Raw genomic sequence first — 19,508 nt, 5'->3', positions numbered from 1 at the left:
CCGTCGATCAGACCGGAATCGAGCTGTTGCGACCGGCCCGCAAAGGCGAAAAACCGCGGGCTGGGTCCCGATTCTTCAAACCCCTGCGCCAGATCATCGAATCCATCAACGACACACTCAAGGGCCAACTGGACCTTGAACAACACGGCGGACGCACCCCCGCAGGCGTCACGGCCCGCATCGTTCAACGCGTGCTGGCCATGACCGCCGCGATCTGGCACAACGACCAGACAGGACAGGCCGTCCGCCGCTCACTGACCGCCTACGACCACTAACAGCCCTTGGAATTACTCATCTAGGGGCCTGCGCGGTTTCTAGTCAGTTGGGCTCGGGCGTGTCGTGGTGGGAGTGCGCGGGTCCCCAGTCACCCGTGGAATTCGTCTCGGGCGATGGGTAGGTCGTGCATCCGGCGGGCCTCTTTCCCGATCTCCGGCCGGCCGGTAGTCCTTGTCGCTGTTCTTGTACCGACCCACCAGCTGCTTCTTCTTACAGTCCACGCTGGGCCACGGACATGGCACTACGGACCCCTTGACCGCCCAGCGCATCCGGAGTAAGTTGTCAAACACGTTTACACGTTGGCCCGATAAACGTTCTCGAAAAGAGCACCCTTGCCGAAGAGACGGCCCAACGGCTCACTACATAAACTAAGCCGGAACGCGGCGGTACACGAGTAGTACGTTTGACCAATCCCGAAACATTGGAGCGAGGCATTCCGTGTCAACTACGATAGTTCCTGATCGCAGACTGAACAGTCTGAAGAGTAAGACAAGTGCGTTTAAAGACAGACTCGGGCCTTATGCCTTATCGTCGTCTGGCGTTGCCCTCGTTGTCCTGATTTGGTGGCTCCTAACCGCACTTGGCGTGGTGTCGCCCTTGCTTCTGCCAACGTTGCCAAGCGTTTGGAATGCATTTATAACAACTTTAGTACAGCCATACCATGGCCACCTACTCACAACCCACCTTGGCATAAGCCTTGCCCGCGTATTAGTGGCCTTTATATGTGGTGCGATAGTCGGTATCCCGTTGGGCCTGCTGATTGGTACGAATCGCTATGCGTTGGCGGTCACACGGCCTCTCTTAAATTTCTATCGCCCTCTCCCGCCTCTGGCCTACTATACGCTTCTCATCGTCGCCTTTGGCATCGGAGAGACCTCAAAAATATTCCTGCTTTTCCTCACAGCAATTCCTACCATCGTGATCGCCACCGAGGCTGGCGCAAGAAGCGTGCGTACCGAGTTCATGCAAGGCGCTCGATCTCTTGGAGCGAGCAAATGGCAGGTGTTTAGGCTCATAATGTTTCCCGCGGCGATGCCGCAGATAATCACTGGTCTACGACTAAGTTTGGCCATAACTTACACCACATTGGTGGCGGCCGAGATGGTCGCTGCCACCTCCGGAATAGGGTGGATGGTGTTGCAAGCGGCACAATTCCTGCAAACACCCATTATCTACCTGGGCATTATCGTTATGGGCATTACCGGCCTTTTACTTGACGTACTTATGCGGTGGGCGGAAAGGCGACTCGTGCCGTGGGTGGGCAAATCAGTATGAGTGGTGACCGCAACTTCCTACAAATCGACTCGACCAGGAGACATGATATGAATCTACGAGTATTCCCGCGGCGCCTGACCGGGCCGATTGCCATCCTTGCTCTCCTTGCGCTAGCTACCGCCTGCGCAGGACCGACGACGCCTGAGGCTGCTCAACCCTCAGACTTGGGAAAGTGCAGCACTGGATCATTCGCGCAGCCCGAAACAGCATCGATTGGGTATTTCGCCGAGCCTAACCAGTATATGTCTCTGAAAACAGGTACCGCATTAAGCACCGGGCTAACGACTCAGTTCCAATGGAAGTCGTTCAACAGCGGCGCAGATGTAAACACTGCTATGGCTTCCGGGGCTCTCGATATGTCCTACATCGGCGGCTCTCCAGCCGCTTCCGGTATCGCGCAGGGCCTCAACTACAAGATTATAGGTATGTACTATGTGGCGGGGGAAAATGAGGCCCTGATCGCCAAGTCCTCGTCGGGCGTCAAGGCCGTCGAGGACCTCGCTGGCAAGACCGTTGGCGTGCCATTGGGCTCGACATCGCACTATGCCCTCATGAACGCTCTGCGGCTGGCGGGTGTCTCCGAGCAGAATGTGAAGGTTCTGAACCTCTCACCGCAACAGATGGTTGCCGCCTGGCAACGAGGTGATATCGATGCAGGCTACGTATGGGAACCCGCGAGGAGCCAACTGCTCAACGAGGGGGGACGGATGATCACTAATGGCAACGAGATGGCCGCGAAGGGCTACCCGACCACAGGCTTAGCCATTGTTCAGAATGACTTTGCAAAGAAGTATCCTTGCGTTGTTCTCCACTGGATGGAGAAGAACAGCGAAGCGACCGTGCTGGCCGCGAAAGACCCGCAGACGGCAGCGTCGGCCTTCGCTGGCGATCTCGGCTTGACGCCCAAATTCGCCGCCGAACAGCTGTCCTTGGAGACGCTGTGGCCGGACTCACAGCAAATTACGTACTTTGATTCCACGGAAAAGAATGGACTGGCGTGGGCCTTGGCTGACACTGCAAAGTTCCTTCAGGAGCAGAACTACATATCAAATGCGCCTTCGCAGGATGCCTTTAGAAACTCAATAGACTCGAGCTTCCTAAAGTACGGTCAATCGGGTTAATGAGGCACGGGACGCACCGGGGTTTGCGTAGAGACGCTGACACAACAACCCGTCTATCGAAATATTCGACTTTACCTAAGGACGTGTCACCGTGATGTCTTCACAAGTAGAACCAGCTCCTACCAAAACGGACCGCGCCTCGCAGCTATCGATAGCAGGAGTGGGGTTAACTTACGGTTCCGGGAATCGAGTAGTCGAGGCGTTGAGCGAAACAACCCTTAACATTAAGAAGGGTGAATTTGTATGCCTGGTGGGACCGTCGGGATGCGGTAAAACGACGCTTCTTCATCTATTAGCTGGATTTTCGAGACCGACGTCAGGGGCCGTCCTCTATGACGGGCAAGAGATTGTCGCTCCATCACGCGAACGAGGAATTGTGTTTCAGCAGGCGTCCCTGTACCCGTGGATGAGTGTTGAGGAGAATATTTCCTTCGGGTTGAAGCTGCGTGGGATCCAAAAGAGTGAACGCAAGAGTGTGGCGGAACGGTATATCGCAATGATGGGCCTGGAAGGGTTCGGTGATAAGCCGCCGTACGAACTCTCAGGCGGAATGAGACAGCGCGCTGCCATCGCTCGGGTTCTTGCCAATGATGCGGAAGTAATGCTTATGGACGAACCATTTGCGCCCTTGGACGCCCTGACCCGAGAGCGCCTACAGGAAGAGTTGAAGCGTCTCTGGGCTTCGGTGGGTAACACGGTCATTTTCGTTACCCACAGCGTCGACGAAGCCGTATATCTAGGTACTCGTATAGTGGTGTTCTCTCAGCGACCTGGACGGGTGATTCTAGACATTCCCCGGCAGGTACCGGAAGTGAATGAGTACGACGGTGACATTCGAACATTACCTGAATTTGGACATGCTCGGGGATTGATTTTGAATGCGCTACAGGAAGCGCACGCCATCTAAACGGTGCTAATCTAAACGGCTTTAATCTTACGGAAAGTAGTGGATACATGACGAAAAAATTTGATGTTATCGTTGTCGGTGGCGGCCACAATGGACTGGTTGCGTCATATTATTTGGCGTCCACAGGACTAAGTGTGTGCGTTCTCGAACGGCGTCATTGTCTGGGCGGGGGTGCCAACAGTGAGGAAATTTTTTCCGGGTTCAACGTATCTACGTGTGCGTATGCGCTACACGTGCTTCAGCCGCGGATTATCAGGGACCTTCGGCTGATCGAGCACGGTCTCGATATCATTCCACTTGAACCGGCGTCAACTCATTTGTTTCCCGATGGCTCCAAGGTACCGTTCTACCTCGCGTCGGCCACGAAGACTCGCGCTGCCATCTCAGCACTGTCGCCGAGCGACGGAGCGGGTTTTGATAAGTGGGAGGCATATTGGGACCGTGTCGCCGCTCTGGTTGGAAAATACGCGTTTGATGTAACACCGCCTTCTCTCGAAACACTTCGGAGTACGGCTCGGGGCACGGAGGATGAATCCTTGGTGGACGAGCTCATTGACGGTACCTTGACAGGGCTCCTCGATCGGATGTTCGAGTCGGATGCGGTCAAAGTTGCTCTCGGCAGTCAGTTCCACCCACTTGCCCGAACGCCGGATGAGCCTGGAGTACTGCTGGGATGCGCAGCGTTGGCAGTCGGAAGACTTATCGATCCGAAGTATCGTGGGATCCCGCGTGGAGGCATGGGCGCCTTTGTAGATTCCCTGGCGCGGGCGGCACGGAGCGTTGGAGTCGTGATCAGGTGTGGCGCCGAGGTGTCGCAGGTCCTAGTTTCCAACGGGAGAGCACATGGTGTCCAGTTGAGTGACGGGCAGGTTCTGCAGGCTGACAGGATCATCGCGAACTGCGATTTGAGGCGGTTGAGCGACCTTCTACCGACGGATTCAGACGGCGCATCAGGTGGACTTGATCGTCCGGCAGGTCATGACACCTTCTCGACCATGAAATTCCACGCAGCCGTGAGTGAGGTTCCTGACTTGTCCAAGTGGTTCGGGAAGGATGAGATTGAACTTACTGCGCGGGTTAGCCTTGTTCCCTCTCTGGAGAGCTTCTATGGTGCTTATTCCGCTGCTCGGGATGGACGGATCCCTGCGCATCCGCTGATCGTTCTGCAGATACCTACTGTACTCGATACGTCGCTGGCCCCTAGCGGGCAGCACATCGTGTCGGCATGGGTCCGTTCCGTTCCATGGTCTCCGCAAGTGGGAAATTGGGATGAGCTACGCAGCCAGGTAGGAGAGCAGCTCATTGCATTGATAACTGAATACGCGCCAAATTTCGCTGACTCGTTGATTGATTGGGTTCTCTATACCCCCAAGGATATTGAGACACGAATTGGAATGACAGATGGGAATATTCATCACGTTTCCCATGTTCCAGGAGAGTTGCTCGGGGATCGAGGGCTGGGAGCGGGAGGCTATCGAACTAAGATAGAAGGACTCTATGTGTGTGGAGCGAGTGCACACCCGGGTGGAGAAATAACTGGTGTACCCGGTCACAATTCCGCGCAAGTAGTGCTCGAAGACGCAAAATCTGATCCCCGATGAGTTGTCCGACAACACAACACGCAGACGAGGCCTATGGGGTGCATGTTGGCAGACATTGAACGGCTGACTCCGAACCGGACGGTCTCGGTGCGCATCGCGGAGCAGATTCTCGAGCGGATTAAGTCCGGCGAGTTTCCTCTCGATACCAAGCTGCCGTCCGAGATGGACCTGGCGCGTCGCTTCGGGGTCAGTCGCCCGTCGGTGCGCGAAGCACTGGGTGCCCTTCAGTTTGTCGGATACCTCGACTCGGTGCGCGGATCCGGCACCCGGGTAATCGCCACGCACCGCCAGATCGAGCACACCCCACCCCCGTCCGAGATGACGGTTATGGCGGTGCTCGACCTGTTCGAGGCCCGGCTGTTGGTCGAGCCTCAGGTTGCTGCCCTGGCCGCGAGAAACCCGGTCGCCCACAAGATCGACGATGCCGAGGCGCTGATCGAGGGTATGCGGCTGGCAGTCCACGAGCCGAGCCTGCACGCCGAGACGGATCTGCGCATTCATCGTGCGCTGGCCGAGATCTGCCCGAACGGGTTTATGCGCCGATCGGCCCTGGAGCTGCTGGACCGTGCGGCCTCCCCCGCGCTCCAGGCGGCGCGGGCGCAGGCGTGGGACAACCACGCGCTGCCACCGAAGTGGCACGGCCAGCACCAGGACGTGCTGCACGCGATCCGGGCCGGGGACGCGGAGGCGGCCGCGACCGCGAGCTGGGCGCACATGGCCTCCTCGATACTCAGTGCTCTGACGCTCCTGCTGCAGGACCCCGGTGCCCACGAAGCCGCCATCAACACGCTCAGGACCTTGGTGGAGCACGGTCCACCGCATTGGGCGACATTCGCCCGGGACCGTTCGAGCAGAGGGGACCGCGCGTTCCACTCGGCCCCCTCTGCTGATCACTCCCCCCCTTAAAATCACGCCCCGGCCGCAATCGTGAAGGCCGGAGAACCGATCACCGCCCTGGTCACAGGGCTCCGGTCATGGGGTGGATCGTCGTTTTGAGAGTTAGTTGATTTCTCGAGGTTTCCAGCGGGTGGAGGGCGAGGCCGGTCTCGGTAAAGTTTCTTGTATGTAGCCAAGTTGTCTGACATAATTACAATTAATTCGGCAATAGAAGCGTTTGCGATTCGTGAGGAAGCAATGGACGACTTCAAGCCCCTCGTCCGGCGGGGGGGGGGAGCCGATCGGGCGCCGGGGAAGATCCTGGAACGAATATGGTCCGGGGTTTTCCGCTTCGATCTGTGGGTAGATGCGCCAGGCGTCCGCCCGATATCAACCCGATATCAAGTCGAAACGAGAGGAACCAGTAGGTGGAAAACATCGATGCCACACCCAACTTTGACCTGGATCTCACGAAACCAGAACCTGTACCGCAGCAGGGCGTCGACCGGGCCACCGAGCTGATGAACACGGGCCGTCTTTTCCGTTACGGGGAAACAGTCCCGGGGGAACTAAGTGACGCCTCATTGCTGGAACAACGATTTGCAGACCTTCTGGGCCGAAAATTCGCCGTCGGAGTCAACTCATGCGGTGCCGCGCTCTTTCTCGCGCTGAAGTCCTCCGGAGTCCGCGCTGGGGACAAGGTCCTGGTCAACGGATACACGCTGGCCCCGGTTCCAGGGGCCATCGATCACGCCGGCGCACTTCCCGTAATCGTCGAGGTCAATGACAACTGCACCATCGACGTCGCGGACCTCAAACACAAAGCCCTCGCATCAGGGGCGCGTACCCTGCTGTTGTCCCATATGCGCGGACACATATCCGACATGGATGAGGTGGTGCGCATATGCGCTGACCTGGGCATTGCACTGATCGAGGACTGCGCCCACACCCTGGGGGCCTCCTGGGATGGGAAACCCACCGGCACTTTCGGAAAAGCGGCGTGCTTCAGCCTTCAAACGTTCAAGCACATCAACTCCGGTGAAGGCGGCATCATCGTCACCGACGACGAAGACTTGGCCGCCCGGGCCATCCTGTACTCCGGCAGCTACATGCTTTATACACAGCATGGCGCCCGTCCGCCCGAATCCGTTTTTGAGAACCTCAGGGGAAACATCCCCAACTACAGCCTGCGCATGACGGCACTTGCCGCAGCACTGGCCCTGCCCCAATTGGACCTGCTGCCGGAGCGTGCCGAGCGCATGAATGCGTCATACCAATGTTTGGCCGGTCTTTTGGGCGCAATTGAAGGCGTGCAGTTGATCGAACGGGCACTTAAGGAACAGTTCATCGGCAGTTCGCTGCAGTTTCGACTTCCAGGACTGCGCGGAGAACAGATAGCGGAGTTCGTTGCCATCTGCCATGAGCATGGATTGGGGCTGAAATGGTTTGGGCAGCCCAGGATGGAAGGCTTCACCAGCAGGCCATCACAATGGGAGTACGTTGCAGATTCGGCAGATTTGCCACGCACCGAAGCACTGCTGTCCACACTTTGCGATGTTCGCATACCGCCGGCGATGAACGAACATTACTGCCACCAAGCGGCCGAGGTCATCTCCCATGCCCTACAGATAATTGCACCGTAGTGCAACCCGGGACCTAGCCACCACACAGCCCCTTGCATGAGGCCAATCGACCCTTCCCAATCGAGCACCAGGAGCCACCATGACCATCGAATATCTCAAACAAGGACATCCCGCACTGTTGCCGGACGTTTCGGCAACCACCCAGACGGTCCAGGAAATGCTGAGCCGGATGGAACTCAACGGAGAGTCCGCCACCCGGGAATACTCCCAGAAACTTGATTCCTGGAACCCGGAGAGCTTCATCGTCAGCGCCGCGGAAATCGCCGCAGCCGAAAAAGCGCTTCCTGAGACGGTCAGAGACGATATCCGTTTCGCCCACAAGCAGGTGCGGGAATTCGCCGACCGCCAGCGCGAAAGCCTGCACGAGTTCGAATTCGAGTCATACCCGGGACTAACAGTGGGGCAGCGTCACATTCCCGTGGCAGCCGCCGGTTGCTACGTGCCCGGCGGTCGTTTCGCCCACTTGGCCTCTGCCGCGATGAGCGTGGCTACAGCCAAGGCAGCCGGTGTCGAACATGTCACAGCATGTTCACCGCCGCGGGATGAGAACGGAATCCATCCCGCAACCTTGTTTGGCATGTCGGTTGCGGGGGCTGACACCATCCTGAGCCTGGGCGGGGTGCAGGCAGTGGGGGCCATGGCTTTTGGCCACTTCACGGGCAAGCCGGTGAACATCCTGGCAGGCCCTGGCAACAGATTCGTGGCCGAAGCCAAACGGCTGCTCTACGGGCGCGTAGGCATCGACGTCGTCGCCGGACCCACTGAATCACTGATCCTGGCGGACGATTCCGCGGATCCGTGGCTCGTGGCCGTTGACCTGATCAGCCAGGCAGAACACGGCGCGGAGTCCACAACTATCCTCATCACCACCTCCCGCCGTATCGGTGAGGCCGTTCTTGAACTGATCCCGCAGGCCCTGGCACAGCTTCCCGCGGACTCCATCGCAGGCCACGCCTGGAAGAACTTCGGCGAAGTCGTCCTCACGGGCACTCGTGAGGAGGCTGCGAAACTGGCCGATGAATACGCCAACGAGCATGTCCAAGTGCAGGCAGAAGATCTTGATTGGTGGCTGGCAACGCTTCGCAACTACGGTTCGCTGTTCCTCGGCGAGGAAACCACCGTGACTTACGGTGACAAGACATCCGGTCCCAACCACATCCTGCCCACCCGTGGCGCTGCCAGTTACACCGGAGGGCTCTGGGTCGGGAAGTTCATCAAGACTGTCACCTACCAGCGCATGACACGCTCAGCCAATGCACAGATCGGCCGTGTCGCAGCACGCATTTCCCGTGTTGAGGGCATGGAAGGCCACGCCCTTTCGGGAGATGCGCGGTTGGAAAAGTACTTCCCCGGAGAACCCCTCAACACCCTCGTGCCGGCACTGTAGGGCCAGCCGCACTAATACCAATCGGTCCGTAACAAGGCGGAACGGTGAAATGACATCTAGAAAGTGGAAACACCATGAATTTGGCCAAGATTGCCCGCCGCCGCTACACCGCGGGGGCCACACCTCTCGAGTTCCTCCCCAACCTCACCAAGGAACTGGGCGGACCGCGCATCCACATCAAACGCGATGACCTGCTGGGCTTGACCTCGGGAGGCAACAAGACCCGAAAGCTTGAGTTCCTGATGGCAGACGCCCTGGCAAAGGGGGCGGACACCATCATCACCACCGGTGCCGTGCAGTCCAACCACTGCCGGTTGACCCTCTCCGCCGCTGTCAAGGAAGGGCTGAAGTGCCGGCTCTTGATCGAGGAGCGGGTCGAGGGCTCCTACAGTGAGGACGCCAGCGGCAACAACTTCCTCTTCCGCCTCTTAGGTGCTGAGTCAATCACTCCCGTTCCGGGCGGAACGGATCTCATGGCACGGATGCAGCAGATGGCCCAGGAAGTCATCGCCGAAGGAGGAACGCCCTACATTATCCCAGGTGGCGGCTCCAACGCACTGGGCGCCCTGGGCTACGTTGCCTGCGCAGAAGAGATCCTCACCCAGAGCTTCGACACCGGACTGGATATTGACCATGTGGTGTGTGCCAGCGGATCCGGCGGAACACACGCCGGCCTCGTGGCCGGTTTCCACGGCAATCAAAGCGGAATTCCGATCACCGGAATCAGCGTACGGGCGGCAAAGGAGCCCCAGGAAGCCAAAATTCTCGACCTCGCCCAGAAGACATCGCTGCTCGCGGGTGCGCAGCTGCAGATTCCGGCAGACCAGGTACTGGTCCGCGACGACTTCGTGGGCCCGGGCTATTCGTTGCCAACAAAGGAAATGACGGCGGCAATCCAGCTGTTTGCCCGCACCGAGGGCATCCTCCTCGACCCGGTCTACACCGGCAAGACTGCCGCGGGACTGGTGGGCCTGGTCCAGGAGGGCGCGTTCGCCAAGGACAGCGACGTGCTGTTCGTCCACACGGGCGGTTCGCCGGCCCTGTACGCCTACCCGAACGAAGCACTGGGATAACCCGTGCAAGCCGTCACTAAACCATCCCGGCTGGTGGGAATTCTTGGAGGCATGGGCCCCTCGGCTACGGCAGACTTCTACACCAAACTCATCGCGCATACCCCGGCGTCCCTGGACCAGGAACACCTGCGCGTAGTGATCTGGGCCGACCCGACGGTCCCAAGCCGCCAGGAAGCCATCCTCGCAGGTGGCCCAGACCCCTCGCCTTGGCTCGAGGCCGGGATAGGGCGGCTCATAGGGTGCGGAGCCGAAATTGTTGTCGTCCCGTGCAACACAGTTCACAAGTACCTTCCCCAGATCATGGACGGGAAACCCACCGAGTTCATCAGCATCATTGATACAACCATCCATGCAGTTCAACGGGACGCGGTCGGCGGCCCGATCGGTGTCTTGGCAACTGACGGCGCGCTGTCAGCAGGAATCTTCCAAGAGGCCCTGGGCGAGGCAGGGTTCGGGATCGCCCTGCCATGGCCGGAAGAGCAGACTAAGCTCATGGACGTCGTGAACCGGGTCAAGGCCGGTCTGACCGGGCCAACCCTGCTGCAGGATATGTACTCGGTTCTCGCCTCGCTGGAAAGACAAGGAGCCCGGACGGCTATTTTGGGCTGCACGGAGTTGTCGACCCTGCTGGCGAGCGACAGCGATGACTATCCGGTGAAACTGATTGATCCGGCAGTGGAGTTGGCGATTGCGACCATCAGCAGGGCCATTAAGCACACATGAGCTGGCCCGGGCACTGCGGATCAGCCCCCCGATTATCGACAGATGTGCGGCAGAATTTCGCGTACACCCCTAGGAGACCTTATGTACACGGCGGCACTTCTCTCCGGTAGAAGCGAACCCGACACCACGCACGGTTCTAATGGGGCTGGAAGTCAAGTAGGCGTCGCACCCCCTGCTGGAGTCAGCGATCCAGGGAATGCTGATGAGTAAAACACTCACCGGTATGCCATCCCCTGGAAAGTCGACCCCACGGGCAGTACGGCTAGTGCCGGGACTTGGTGCGTGTGCAATCGCAGTCTTGGCCTCGCTGGGAATCCATAGTCTGGTTCCATCGCTTCCTGCGATGACCGTCGCTGTGACTCTCGGAATTCTCTCAGCCAACCTTCCCAAGATCCGCTCACTCATCCAAGGTCCGCTCCGTCCCGGACTGGACTTTGCCGCCAAGCGGCTCATGCGGGCCGGGATTGTGGTCCTTGGTCTGAAGCTGAGTATCGTCGACGTATTGGGCCTGGGGTGGGCAGCGTTCGGCATCATCTCTGCCGTTGTTGTTCTGGCCTTTGCCGGAACCTACTTATTGGGGAGGCTCTTCCGGCTCCCAGGCGAGACCCCGCTATTGCTCGCCGCGGGATTCTCCATCTGCGGCGCCTCCGCCATCGGAGCCATGGCGGCCGCCCGGCGCGCCCGGCATGCCGATACCCTGATGCCGGTAGCGCTGGTAACCCTCTGTGGAACCCTCGCCATCGCTGTTCTGCCGTTGCTGATGGGCCCACTGTCGCTGGATCCGATTCAGTTCGGCCAATGGACCGGGGCTTCGGTGCACGATGTCGGGCAGGTCGTCGCTACAGCCCAAGTCGCCGGGCCTGCTGCACTCGCGGCAGCACTGGTAATAAAACTGACACGCGTCCTGCTGCTGGCCCCCATCGTTTTTCTGGCCGCCTTGTGGACCCGCAGCAGCGCCCGACGACAGGGGCGGAATCCCGGAAACGAATTGCAACCAGCACCGCTACCGCCGCTGGTTCCACTCTTCATCCTCGGCTTCACGGCCATGATCTGTATCCGGTCGCTCGGCATACTAAACCCCGACATGCTGCAGATCGGGTCAATCGTCCAGGACGTCTTGCTAGGCTCGGCTCTCTTCGGTCTGGGATCGGCCGTAAGCATCCGGGACTTGCTGTCATCCGGGCTGCGCGGAAGCCTCGTAGCACTGCTGTCATGGCTACTCATCGCCGCTTTGGGTTACGGAGCCGTGCTGTTGATCGCGCCGTAGAACGAAAGAATCGGCGAGTCCAGTGTCCTGCGCCCCTGAACCGCCCGTTGTCTTTGGCCGGTTGATCGGCGGATAACCCGACCAAATTTCCCTGGTTAGACAGCCAACACCCATAAGGAAATCGATCAGTGACTTATATGAAATTCGATGAGTGGTCCAGGCTTTCTGGCACCGACGTAGAGGTCTGGCGAAACGGGCTACTGATAGGGACCGGAAACATAGAGATGGCTGCCAGCGACTCGATCGCGTGGATCATCTCGGATCCCCTCGCCGAGCGGCTCCTCTTGGAGAAGACCAACGGTTTTGAGTTGCGCGTCAGCCGGGAACAGGCGATTCGCCGCATGGATCCAGAACGCACTGACACGAAATGCCACGCATATCCCGGCCTTGATAGTCCAAACCCGGACTGAATCATGAACCGTGGAGAGCCCATGACCTCATCGGATACTTGGGCCCTTGTACGTCCCGCCCACCCCCAGAATGTAAAAGGACTATTGTGTCTACACCTGATATAACAAATGCTTTCGGTCTGTCCGTCCGTCCTGTCACGGGCGGCAGCCGCGTCAAGCGGGGCATGGCTGAGATGCTCAAGGGCGGCGTCATCATGGACGTCGTCAACGTTGAACAGGCCCGCATCGCCGAAGACGCCGGTGCTGTTGCAGTCATGGCCCTGGAACGTGTTCCGGCCGATATCCGTGCCCAGGGCGGCGTGTCCCGCATGTCGGATCCGGACATGATCGACAAGATCATTGACGCCGTCTCCGTGCCCGTGATGGCCAAGGCCCGGATCGGCCACTTCGTCGAGGCCCAGGTCCTGCAGTCCCTGGGCGTGGACTACATTGACGAGTCCGAGGTCCTGACCCCGGCCGACTACGTCCACCACATCGATAAGTGGAACTTCAAGGTTCCCTTCGTCTGTGGCGCCACGAACCTCGGTGAGGCGCTGCGCCGCATCAACGAAGGCGCGGCCATGATCCGCTCCAAGGGCGAGGCCGGCACCGGCGACGTCTCCAACGCCACCGGGCACATGCGCCAGATCCGCGCCGAGATCGCCAAGCTCGCCGCCTTGCCCGAGGACGAGCTCTACGTCGCGGCCAAGGAACTGCAGGCCCCGTACGAACTGGTCAAGGAAGTTGCCGCCGCCGGCAAGCTCCCCGTAGTGCTGTTCACCGCCGGCGGCATCGCCACCCCGGCCGACGCTGCCATGATGATGCAGCTCGGCGCTGACGGTGTGTTCGTTGGCTCCGGCATCTTCAAGTCCGGCAACCCGGCCCAGCGCGCCGCCGCCGTCGTCAAGGCCACCACGTTCTTCGATGACCCTGACGTCATCGCCAAGGCCTCCCGCGGCCTCGGCGAAGCCATGGTCGGCATCAACGTCGACGAAATCCCGCAGCCGCACCGCCTCGCCGAACGCGGCTGGTAAGGCCTGGAACAGGGAGGAAGTACCGAGGGCAATTCCTCCGGTACATCCAGAACCGGGCGAGGCCACCGACAGTGATCAAGAATGGGCCGGCGTTCGGCTAATCCGACAGCCCGGATGCTCGAACCAGCATTTCAGTGCTCCCGCCAAAGCCGCACCCTAATCCTGAAATGATAGAGAATTATGAAAGGAAACAATGACTGACCAGACCACAACGCAGGTCCACCGCAACACCAAGGCACGCCTGGCCGAGCTCGGGCTGCAGCTCCCCGAAACCCCGCACGCAGCTGCGGCATACATACCTGCAATCCGGACGGGCCACACCGTCTACACCTCCGGGCAGCTGCCCCTGCAGAACGGTTCCATGGTCGCCACCGGCAAAGTAGGATCCCAGGTCACGACCGAACAGGCTGCGGAAATGGCCCGGACCTGCGTCCTGAACGCACTGGCTGCGGCAGGCGGACTCGGAGACCTGGACCACGCCAGAATCCTGAAAGTTACCGGCTTCGTAGCATCTGCCCCCGGCTTCAACGGCCAGCCGGCCGTAATCAACGGCGCCAGCGATCTGCTGCTTAAATTGTTCGGCCCCAATGGGGAGCACGCACGCTCTGCAGTAGGAGTAGCCGAGCTCCCGTTGGACGCACCCGTCGAGGTAGAGATTTTACTCGAGCTAACCGCGCACTGAGTCTCGAGACGGACAACCTTTCGAATTCGGATCGATTCAAAATCTGCAAGCTACTGCACCGCCGGGCACCCAGTCTGCGGCTATAGCGCACCAGCTGTGGCAGGATGCGTTGATTTTTCGGTTTGCCCTCATACTCATTACGCCGATCTAGGCTATACATCTGATGCTTCAGAATTTCTTTATTTCCTGACAAACCCCTCTCCCGGGAGTGTCTGAATAACGGTGGATCCGGGGTTGGCCTGACACGCCGGGCGGTGCCTGGCGGGGAGGACTGATCATGAGCGAAACCATGGATCCCATGGCGACTGAATTGGATCAGCAAGAGTTAGCGCAGCAGCTCCTGGCCCAGGCCAGGAAGCAGGGAATCGAGCTCGTCGGCCCTGGCGGGCTGTTGAACCGGTTGACGAAGAACGTCCTGGAGACCGCTCTGGAAGCGGAGATGGACGAGCACCTCGGCTACGGAAAACATGACGTGTCCGGACGCGGGAGCGGGAACTCCCGCAACGGCATCCGCACCAAGACCGTCATGACTGAGATCGGGCCGGTGGAGATCGACGTGCCGCGGGACACCGGATCGACGTTCGACCCGCAGATCGTAAAGAAGCGGCAGCGGCGGCTGACGGGCGTGGACGAGATCGTGTTGTCGCTGAGCGCGAAGGGCCTCACGACCGGTGAGATAGCGGCGCACTTCGCCGAGGTGTTCGGCGCCAGGGTCTCCAAAGACACGATCTCAAGGATCACCGAGAAGGTCATCGGAGAGATGACCGAGTGGCAGAACCGGCCCCTGGACAGGGTCTACCCGGTGATGTTTATCGACGCGATCCACGTAAAGGTCCGCGACGGGCAGGTCACGAACCGGCCGGTCTACGTAGCGATCGGTGTGAGCGTCAACGGCGAACGCGACATCCTCGGGCTGTGGGCCGGGGACGGCGGGGAAGGTGCGAAGTTCTGGCTCTCAGTGCTGACTGAAATCAAGAACCGGGGTGTCGAGGACGTATGTATCACGGTCTGCGACGGACTCAAGGGCCTGCCCGAGGCCATCAACACCGTCTGGGAACTGGCCGTGGTCCAGACCTGCATAGTGCACCTGATCCGCAACACCTTCCGCTATGCCGCCCGCCAGTACTGGGACGAAATGTCCCGGGACCTGCGCCCGGTCTACACGGCGCCGTCCGAGGCAGCGGCGAAGGAACGCTTCGTCGAGTTCTCGACCAAGTGGGGCAGGCAGTACCCGGCGATCACCCGACTGTGGGAGAACGCCTGGAGCGAGTTCGTGCCGTTCCTGGACTACGACGTGGAAATCAGGCGGGTCATCTGCAGCACCAACGCCATCGAGTCCGTCAACGCCCGCTACCGGCGGGCGGTCAGGGCCAGGGGTCATTTCCCCACCGAGCAGGCGGCCCTGAAATGCCTGTACCTGGCGACCCGGGCACTGGACCCGACCGGCAAAGGCAGGGCACGATGGGCCACAAGGTGGAAGCCGGCATTGAATGCCTTCGCAATCACCTTCGAAGGAAGAATCAACTAAATGCCAACCGCGGATCCACCGTTAAACGGACACTCCCCCTCTCCCAGGGCCAGGACTCCTGACATGAGATGGTCGGCTGTTTAGCTGAACCTTGTTATCTCGGGCCTTCCGTTGTCGGACAACTGTTAATTTTGTGATCTCTCAAGAGATCGGTGACAGTTCTGCCTCAGGACACTGGTGACAGTTCCTGCGGAAAGGCGCCCGCTGCGGAAGCGGGTGAGTGACTTGCTGATCCCGACGTATCCGGTGCCTTCCGGCGGCCATGCGTATTCGGCAATGACCTCGCCTTCGGTGATGGCGAACGGGATTTCCTTGAGGTCCCAGGCGGCAATGACGATGCGTCCGCCCATCCGTTTGGTCAGGGAGAACATGGTCGTGCCGATCTTGACGACGCCGTCGCACCCGAAGACTGGACTTTGACGTACGCCCGCGGCGCCGACATCGAGGCTCTGGTGCCCGACCCTGCAGGTGAGCACTGGCACGACGGCGGCGAGCGCCCTCTGATCTTCTCCCCCGCGCCTGTCGACCCTGAGATGCTGGCCGGGGCGGTGCGCGCAGCGGAGGCGGCCGACTATGCGGTCGTCGTCGTCGGTGACACCATTGCGCTGACCGGTAAGACCCGCTCGACGGCCACCCTTGACTTGCAGGGCGCTCAGATCGCCCTGCTCGACGCGCTCGTGGCCACGGAGACCCCGGTCATCGTGGTGCTCGTCCAGGGGAAGCCGTCGGCGCTGAAAGCGGCCGCGATCATCGAGGCGTTCAACCCGGGTATGCGCGGCGGGCAGGCCGTCGCCGAGCTGGTCCTGGGACTGATCGAGCCCAGCGGACGGCTGCCGATCTCCGTGCCGCGGCACGTCGGGCAGCAGCCGGTCTTCTACAACCAGGTGCGCGGCCAGCATGGCGACCGCTACGCCGACCTGCCCCAGGACCCGCAGTTCGTCTTCGGCGAGGGGCTGTCCTACACAAGCGTGGAATACACGGATCTGCATGTGCTCGACGAAGTCGTCGCGCACGATGGCGTGGTTCGCGCCGAAGTGACGCTGACCAACACGGGGACCCGCCCATCCCTCGAGACGGTTCAGGTCTACGTCAGCGACCTCGTCACCGGCGCCACGTGGGCCGACAAGGAACTCAAGGCCTGGCGCCAGGTACAGGTGGCGGCCGGTGAGACCGTGACCGTCACCCTTGAGGTGCCGGCCGCATCCTGCTCCCTGGTCACCTCTGACGGGCGCCGCATCGTCGAGCCCGGGCAGTTCGATCTCCTCGTTGGCCGCAGCTCCCGCGCCACCGACCTCCTCCGGGCGGGGTTCACGATCACAGGCTGATCGTCGGGTGTCGGTCTGGTGTCGGTTTCCCGGTGGGCACCCCGGCCGGTGGCGGCACTGGTTGGGTCCCTAGGTAGGAGTCCAGTTGCTGTGTGAGTTTCGTGTCCGAGAATGGACGCAGGAGGAAATTCACGAATCATGGCACGCAGACATACCCCCGAGCAGGTCATCGCCAAGGTGCGGCAGGGCCAGAGAATGCTCAACGACGCCGACCGATGGTCGAGGTCGTCAAGGAGCTTCAGGTCACCGAGGCGACCTGGTTGCTGTGGATGCATTCAGGGCTCGCGACCTCCCGTAAAACCCCGGCAATCAGCGGCAAGGCAACCCGCGTGTCCGCCACCCCGGTCGGGCGCTAGCAGGAAAGCAATGCAGTTAGTGACGGAAATTGTCGGTTGGGCAGGAGCTGCAGCCATGCTGACTGCCTACCTTTCGGTTTCCATGGGCTGGTTCCAGGCAGGCCGTCGTTTTCAGGCAGCAAACATGGCGGCCTCATGCGCACTCGTAATCAAGGGCGCTTACCACGGGGCGATGCCCTCCGTCGTAATCAATATTGTCTGGTTCCTGATTTCCGTGGTTGCCTTCCTGTGCATCCAGCTGAGACCAAGAATTATCCGACCCGCGAATGACGCTCCACTCCTCCGCAGGGAGCCATGCTGCAGTGTGGACTCAAAGCAGTAAAGGCTCCAGCACTCACCAAGACCTTGGCCAGCCACAGTTCGCCGGCTTTGTGGCAAAACACGAAATACGCCGGGCTGGTAAAGAGGCTAAGAGGAGTAGCGGACCCAAGCTCAAGTTCCGAAGGAATCTGGCTCTCACGGCTGTGAGTCGTCAGTGTGGGGCACACCCCAACCTGACGTCAGGCAGCCCTTTCAAACATCGTCAGAATAGGGTCCAAAAGTCGATTCCTGCACCCTCCTACTGAACGGTCTCAGATGCAAACCTGACAGAGTGGCCCGGAAATGCGGCGCCTACGTAGGAGCGTGCTAGTGGGATTCAGCGCGCAAAGCGCCGTCAGAGTCCTATCGCGTCTTGTCTGGAAGCTGGCCAGACTTGGGTCCTTCTCCACAGATCGACCCGCTCGGCGAGGTGCAGCCCGGACACCGCAAATTGGCGAAGCTCCGGTCAAATAGCGGTTGACCGAAGCTTCGCTCCATTATGCGTGCCTGAACCTTGGGATTCCCTGTGAAGCAAGGCGTCCTGTCGGAGAATGCCTTAGCTTTCACACTCGATGCAGTAAGAGTGGCCGTTGCTTTCGCGTGCGAGTTGCGACCGGTGCCTGACGAGGAAGCAGGAATAGCAGGTGAACTCGTCTGCGGCCTGCGGAATGACCTGAACGATGAGCTCCTCGGCAACGATCTCTCCACCAGGGGTGAGGCCCTCATCGAGTGCGTCGGCTTCATCCAGTTCAGTGACGACGCTGCGGGCATCCGGGGCATTCGCAGACTGCAATGCCTCGAGCGAGCGGTCCTGAGATTCTTTGACGTCCGAACGGACTTCGTCGTAATCGGTGGCCACTTGTGATTCTCATTTCTGACGGTTCTACGATGTTCTCTTTGACGAGACTGCAACGTACCCCAACGCGCTGTTGTTCCCGGGCCACGGGAGCTGGATGATGTCAACGCAGCGCAACCGTCCGTGGCACGCAAACCCCTCGGGGTCCAGGCCTACCCCCTGCGACGCAAATTCATCCAAAACACCAAATCCACCTGGTCGGGGTGGTGGCCATAATCGAAGTTCCGCTCCAAGGCTGAGTGTCAATGACGGAAGTCATCCAGGCCACATACGGCCAGTATCGACCGGTTATGCCTTGGTAGTCGCATTTTCTATTGCCTCGGTGTCCGGTTCGGCCCATTCGAGCGCGGCAACGATGTGTCCCTCGTTGGGGAGGGCCTGTTGTTCAGCCGGAGGGAGCTTATCGTAGGTGTAGGCGGCGACGGCCATAGGTGATGTGGAGCGTCCGAGGCTGTACCGGACGCTGCGGTCGTTCTTCGTACCGCAGATGAGGATGCCGATGGTTTCGTTGTGATGTTCGCGCCGCAGCACGTCGTCGACGAGGGCGACGTAGAAGTTCAGTTTGCCGGCATTATGAGCAGCTGCGCATAATCTCGGTTATGCGCAGCGGAACGTTATGCAAAAGTCCTCGTTCGTACTGGCGTTTTGACGGCCAGTCGCTGAAGAGTTCTTGGCATAACGCCCCGCCGTGGTGGTGGTCAGCGTCCGAGGCTGGTGAGCCAGGTGAGCATGTCCTTGTCCTGGTGCCAGAGCGGCATGGCGTCGGGTGGCGTGACGTTGGTGAAAGCGCTCTGGAGTGCTCTTCTTTTCATCTCTCCGTCGATGCGGGCGTAGATCTCGGTGGTCTTCAGATCGGCGTGGCCGAGGATGTCTCGGATGTAGACGAGGT

At 60.0% G+C, this 19,508-nt stretch carries 17 protein-coding genes and 4 pseudogenes; 17 read left to right on the top strand and 4 right to left on the bottom strand.

What is annotated here, in order from left to right:
* The 15 genes and pseudogenes from DAD99_RS20325 to DAD99_RS20255 form a co-directional block, all read left to right on the top strand.
* Positions 1-275 (top strand): annotated as a pseudogene (locus tag DAD99_RS20325) (IS982 family transposase); the annotation flags it as partial.
* Positions 276-1,023: 748 nt separating this feature from the next.
* The gene (locus DAD99_RS20320; RefSeq protein ID WP_193342998.1) at positions 1,024-1,551 is read left to right on the top strand and encodes an ABC transporter permease; all 528 of its coding nucleotides are present in this window, start codon (positions 1,024-1,026) and stop codon (positions 1,549-1,551) included.
* Positions 1,552-1,598: 47 nt separating this feature from the next.
* Positions 1,599-2,672, top strand: a complete 1,074-nt coding sequence (locus DAD99_RS20315) for an ABC transporter substrate-binding protein (protein WP_193342997.1) — start codon at positions 1,599-1,601, stop codon at positions 2,670-2,672.
* A gap of 202 nt (positions 2,673-2,874) precedes the next feature.
* On the top strand, positions 2,875-3,579 hold the full coding sequence (locus tag DAD99_RS20310; protein ID WP_193342996.1) for an ABC transporter ATP-binding protein: 705 nt from the start codon (positions 2,875-2,877) through the stop codon (positions 3,577-3,579).
* 47 nt (positions 3,580-3,626) lie between these two features.
* Entirely contained in the window at positions 3,627-5,180 is a 1,554-nt protein-coding gene (locus DAD99_RS20305; RefSeq protein ID WP_193342995.1) for an NAD(P)/FAD-dependent oxidoreductase, read from the top strand.
* Between the two features lie 42 nt (positions 5,181-5,222).
* Positions 5,223-6,086: a FadR/GntR family transcriptional regulator gene (locus tag DAD99_RS20300; RefSeq protein WP_193342994.1), complete on the top strand. Its 864-nt coding sequence runs from the start codon at positions 5,223-5,225 to the stop codon at positions 6,084-6,086.
* Between the two features lie 398 nt (positions 6,087-6,484).
* Positions 6,485-7,699 (top strand): DegT/DnrJ/EryC1/StrS family aminotransferase, encoded by a 1,215-nt coding sequence (locus tag DAD99_RS20295; protein WP_309233439.1) that lies wholly within the window; start codon positions 6,485-6,487, stop codon positions 7,697-7,699.
* A 79-nt stretch (positions 7,700-7,778) separates the two neighbouring features.
* Positions 7,779-9,086: a histidinol dehydrogenase gene (gene hisD, locus DAD99_RS20290; RefSeq protein ID WP_193342993.1), complete on the top strand. Its 1,308-nt coding sequence runs from the start codon at positions 7,779-7,781 to the stop codon at positions 9,084-9,086.
* A gap of 74 nt (positions 9,087-9,160) precedes the next feature.
* A complete protein-coding gene (locus DAD99_RS20285) occupies positions 9,161-10,159 on the top strand; it encodes a D-cysteine desulfhydrase (protein ID WP_193342992.1) in 999 nt (332 codons plus the stop codon).
* 3 nt (positions 10,160-10,162) lie between these two features.
* Entirely contained in the window at positions 10,163-10,882 is a 720-nt protein-coding gene (locus DAD99_RS20280; RefSeq protein ID WP_193342991.1) for an aspartate/glutamate racemase family protein, read from the top strand.
* Positions 10,883-11,105: 223 nt separating this feature from the next.
* Positions 11,106-12,149 carry a YeiH family protein gene (locus DAD99_RS20275; RefSeq protein WP_227008323.1) on the top strand — a complete coding sequence of 348 codons (1,044 nt, stop codon included), beginning with the start codon at positions 11,106-11,108 and terminating at the stop codon, positions 12,147-12,149.
* 128 nt (positions 12,150-12,277) lie between these two features.
* Complete coding sequence (locus DAD99_RS20270) at positions 12,278-12,559, top strand: hypothetical protein (protein ID WP_193342989.1); 282 nt, start codon at positions 12,278-12,280, stop codon at positions 12,557-12,559.
* A gap of 86 nt (positions 12,560-12,645) precedes the next feature.
* Positions 12,646-13,572, top strand: a complete 927-nt coding sequence (gene pdxS / locus DAD99_RS20265) for a pyridoxal 5'-phosphate synthase lyase subunit PdxS (protein ID WP_193342988.1) — start codon at positions 12,646-12,648, stop codon at positions 13,570-13,572.
* Positions 13,573-13,765: 193 nt separating this feature from the next.
* Complete coding sequence (locus DAD99_RS20260; protein WP_193342987.1) at positions 13,766-14,254, top strand: RidA family protein; 489 nt, start codon at positions 13,766-13,768, stop codon at positions 14,252-14,254.
* Between the two features lie 289 nt (positions 14,255-14,543).
* On the top strand, positions 14,544-15,782 hold the full coding sequence (locus DAD99_RS20255) for an IS256 family transposase (protein ID WP_375372283.1): 1,239 nt from the start codon (positions 14,544-14,546) through the stop codon (positions 15,780-15,782).
* Between the two features lie 125 nt (positions 15,783-15,907).
* On the opposite strand, the gene DAD99_RS20250 is transcribed toward DAD99_RS20255, so the two are convergent.
* Positions 15,908-16,153 (bottom strand): hypothetical protein, encoded by a 246-nt coding sequence (locus tag DAD99_RS20250; protein WP_193342985.1) that lies wholly within the window; start codon positions 16,151-16,153, stop codon positions 15,908-15,910.
* A 45-nt stretch (positions 16,154-16,198) separates the two neighbouring features.
* Here DAD99_RS20250 and DAD99_RS20245 point away from each other — a divergent pair, with 45 nt between their 5' ends.
* Entirely contained in the window at positions 16,199-17,107 is a 909-nt protein-coding gene (locus DAD99_RS20245) for a glycoside hydrolase family 3 C-terminal domain-containing protein (RefSeq protein ID WP_193342984.1), read from the top strand.
* A 138-nt stretch (positions 17,108-17,245) separates the two neighbouring features.
* Positions 17,246-17,382, top strand: a pseudogene (locus tag DAD99_RS20240) (IS3 family transposase); the annotation flags it as partial.
* A 937-nt stretch (positions 17,383-18,319) separates the two neighbouring features.
* On the opposite strand, the gene DAD99_RS20235 reads toward DAD99_RS20240, so the two are convergent.
* From DAD99_RS20235 to DAD99_RS20225, 3 genes and pseudogenes are all read right to left on the bottom strand, one after another.
* Entirely contained in the window at positions 18,320-18,622 is a 303-nt protein-coding gene (locus DAD99_RS20235) for a DUF4193 domain-containing protein (RefSeq protein WP_193342983.1), read from the bottom strand.
* A gap of 285 nt (positions 18,623-18,907) precedes the next feature.
* Positions 18,908-19,183: pseudogene (locus tag DAD99_RS20230) on the bottom strand (PDDEXK nuclease domain-containing protein); the annotation flags it as partial.
* Positions 19,184-19,317: 134 nt separating this feature from the next.
* Positions 19,318-19,508: pseudogene (locus tag DAD99_RS20225) on the bottom strand (integrase); the annotation flags it as partial.

The sequence above is a fragment of the Pseudarthrobacter sp. AB1 genome (genome assembly GCF_014926485.1).
Classification (GTDB): domain Bacteria; phylum Actinomycetota; class Actinomycetes; order Actinomycetales; family Micrococcaceae; genus Arthrobacter.
The sequence above is the reverse complement of the archived record's forward strand: the minus strand, read 5'-3'. Positions and strand labels throughout refer to the sequence as shown.

Excerpts from the sequence above, each read along its gene's own strand:
- DAD99_RS20315 (WP_193342997.1), top strand. The coding sequence starts at position 1,599 with ATGAATCTACGAGTATTCCCGCGGCGCCTGACCGGGCCGATTGCCATC.
- DAD99_RS20305 (WP_193342995.1), top strand. The coding sequence starts at position 3,627 with ATGACGAAAAAATTTGATGTTATCGTTGTCGGTGGCGGCCACAATGGA.
- DAD99_RS20300 (WP_193342994.1), top strand. The coding sequence starts at position 5,223 with ATGTTGGCAGACATTGAACGGCTGACTCCGAACCGGACGGTCTCGGTG.
- hisD (WP_193342993.1), top strand. The coding sequence starts at position 7,779 with ATGACCATCGAATATCTCAAACAAGGACATCCCGCACTGTTGCCGGAC.
- DAD99_RS20285 (WP_193342992.1), top strand. The coding sequence starts at position 9,161 with ATGAATTTGGCCAAGATTGCCCGCCGCCGCTACACCGCGGGGGCCACA.
- DAD99_RS20275 (WP_227008323.1), top strand. The coding sequence starts at position 11,106 with ATGCCATCCCCTGGAAAGTCGACCCCACGGGCAGTACGGCTAGTGCCG.
- DAD99_RS20260 (WP_193342987.1), top strand. The coding sequence starts at position 13,766 with ATGACTGACCAGACCACAACGCAGGTCCACCGCAACACCAAGGCACGC.
- DAD99_RS20255 (WP_375372283.1), top strand. The coding sequence starts at position 14,544 with ATGGATCCCATGGCGACTGAATTGGATCAGCAAGAGTTAGCGCAGCAG.
- DAD99_RS20250 (WP_193342985.1), bottom strand. The coding sequence starts at position 16,153 with ATGTTCTCCCTGACCAAACGGATGGGCGGACGCATCGTCATTGCCGCC.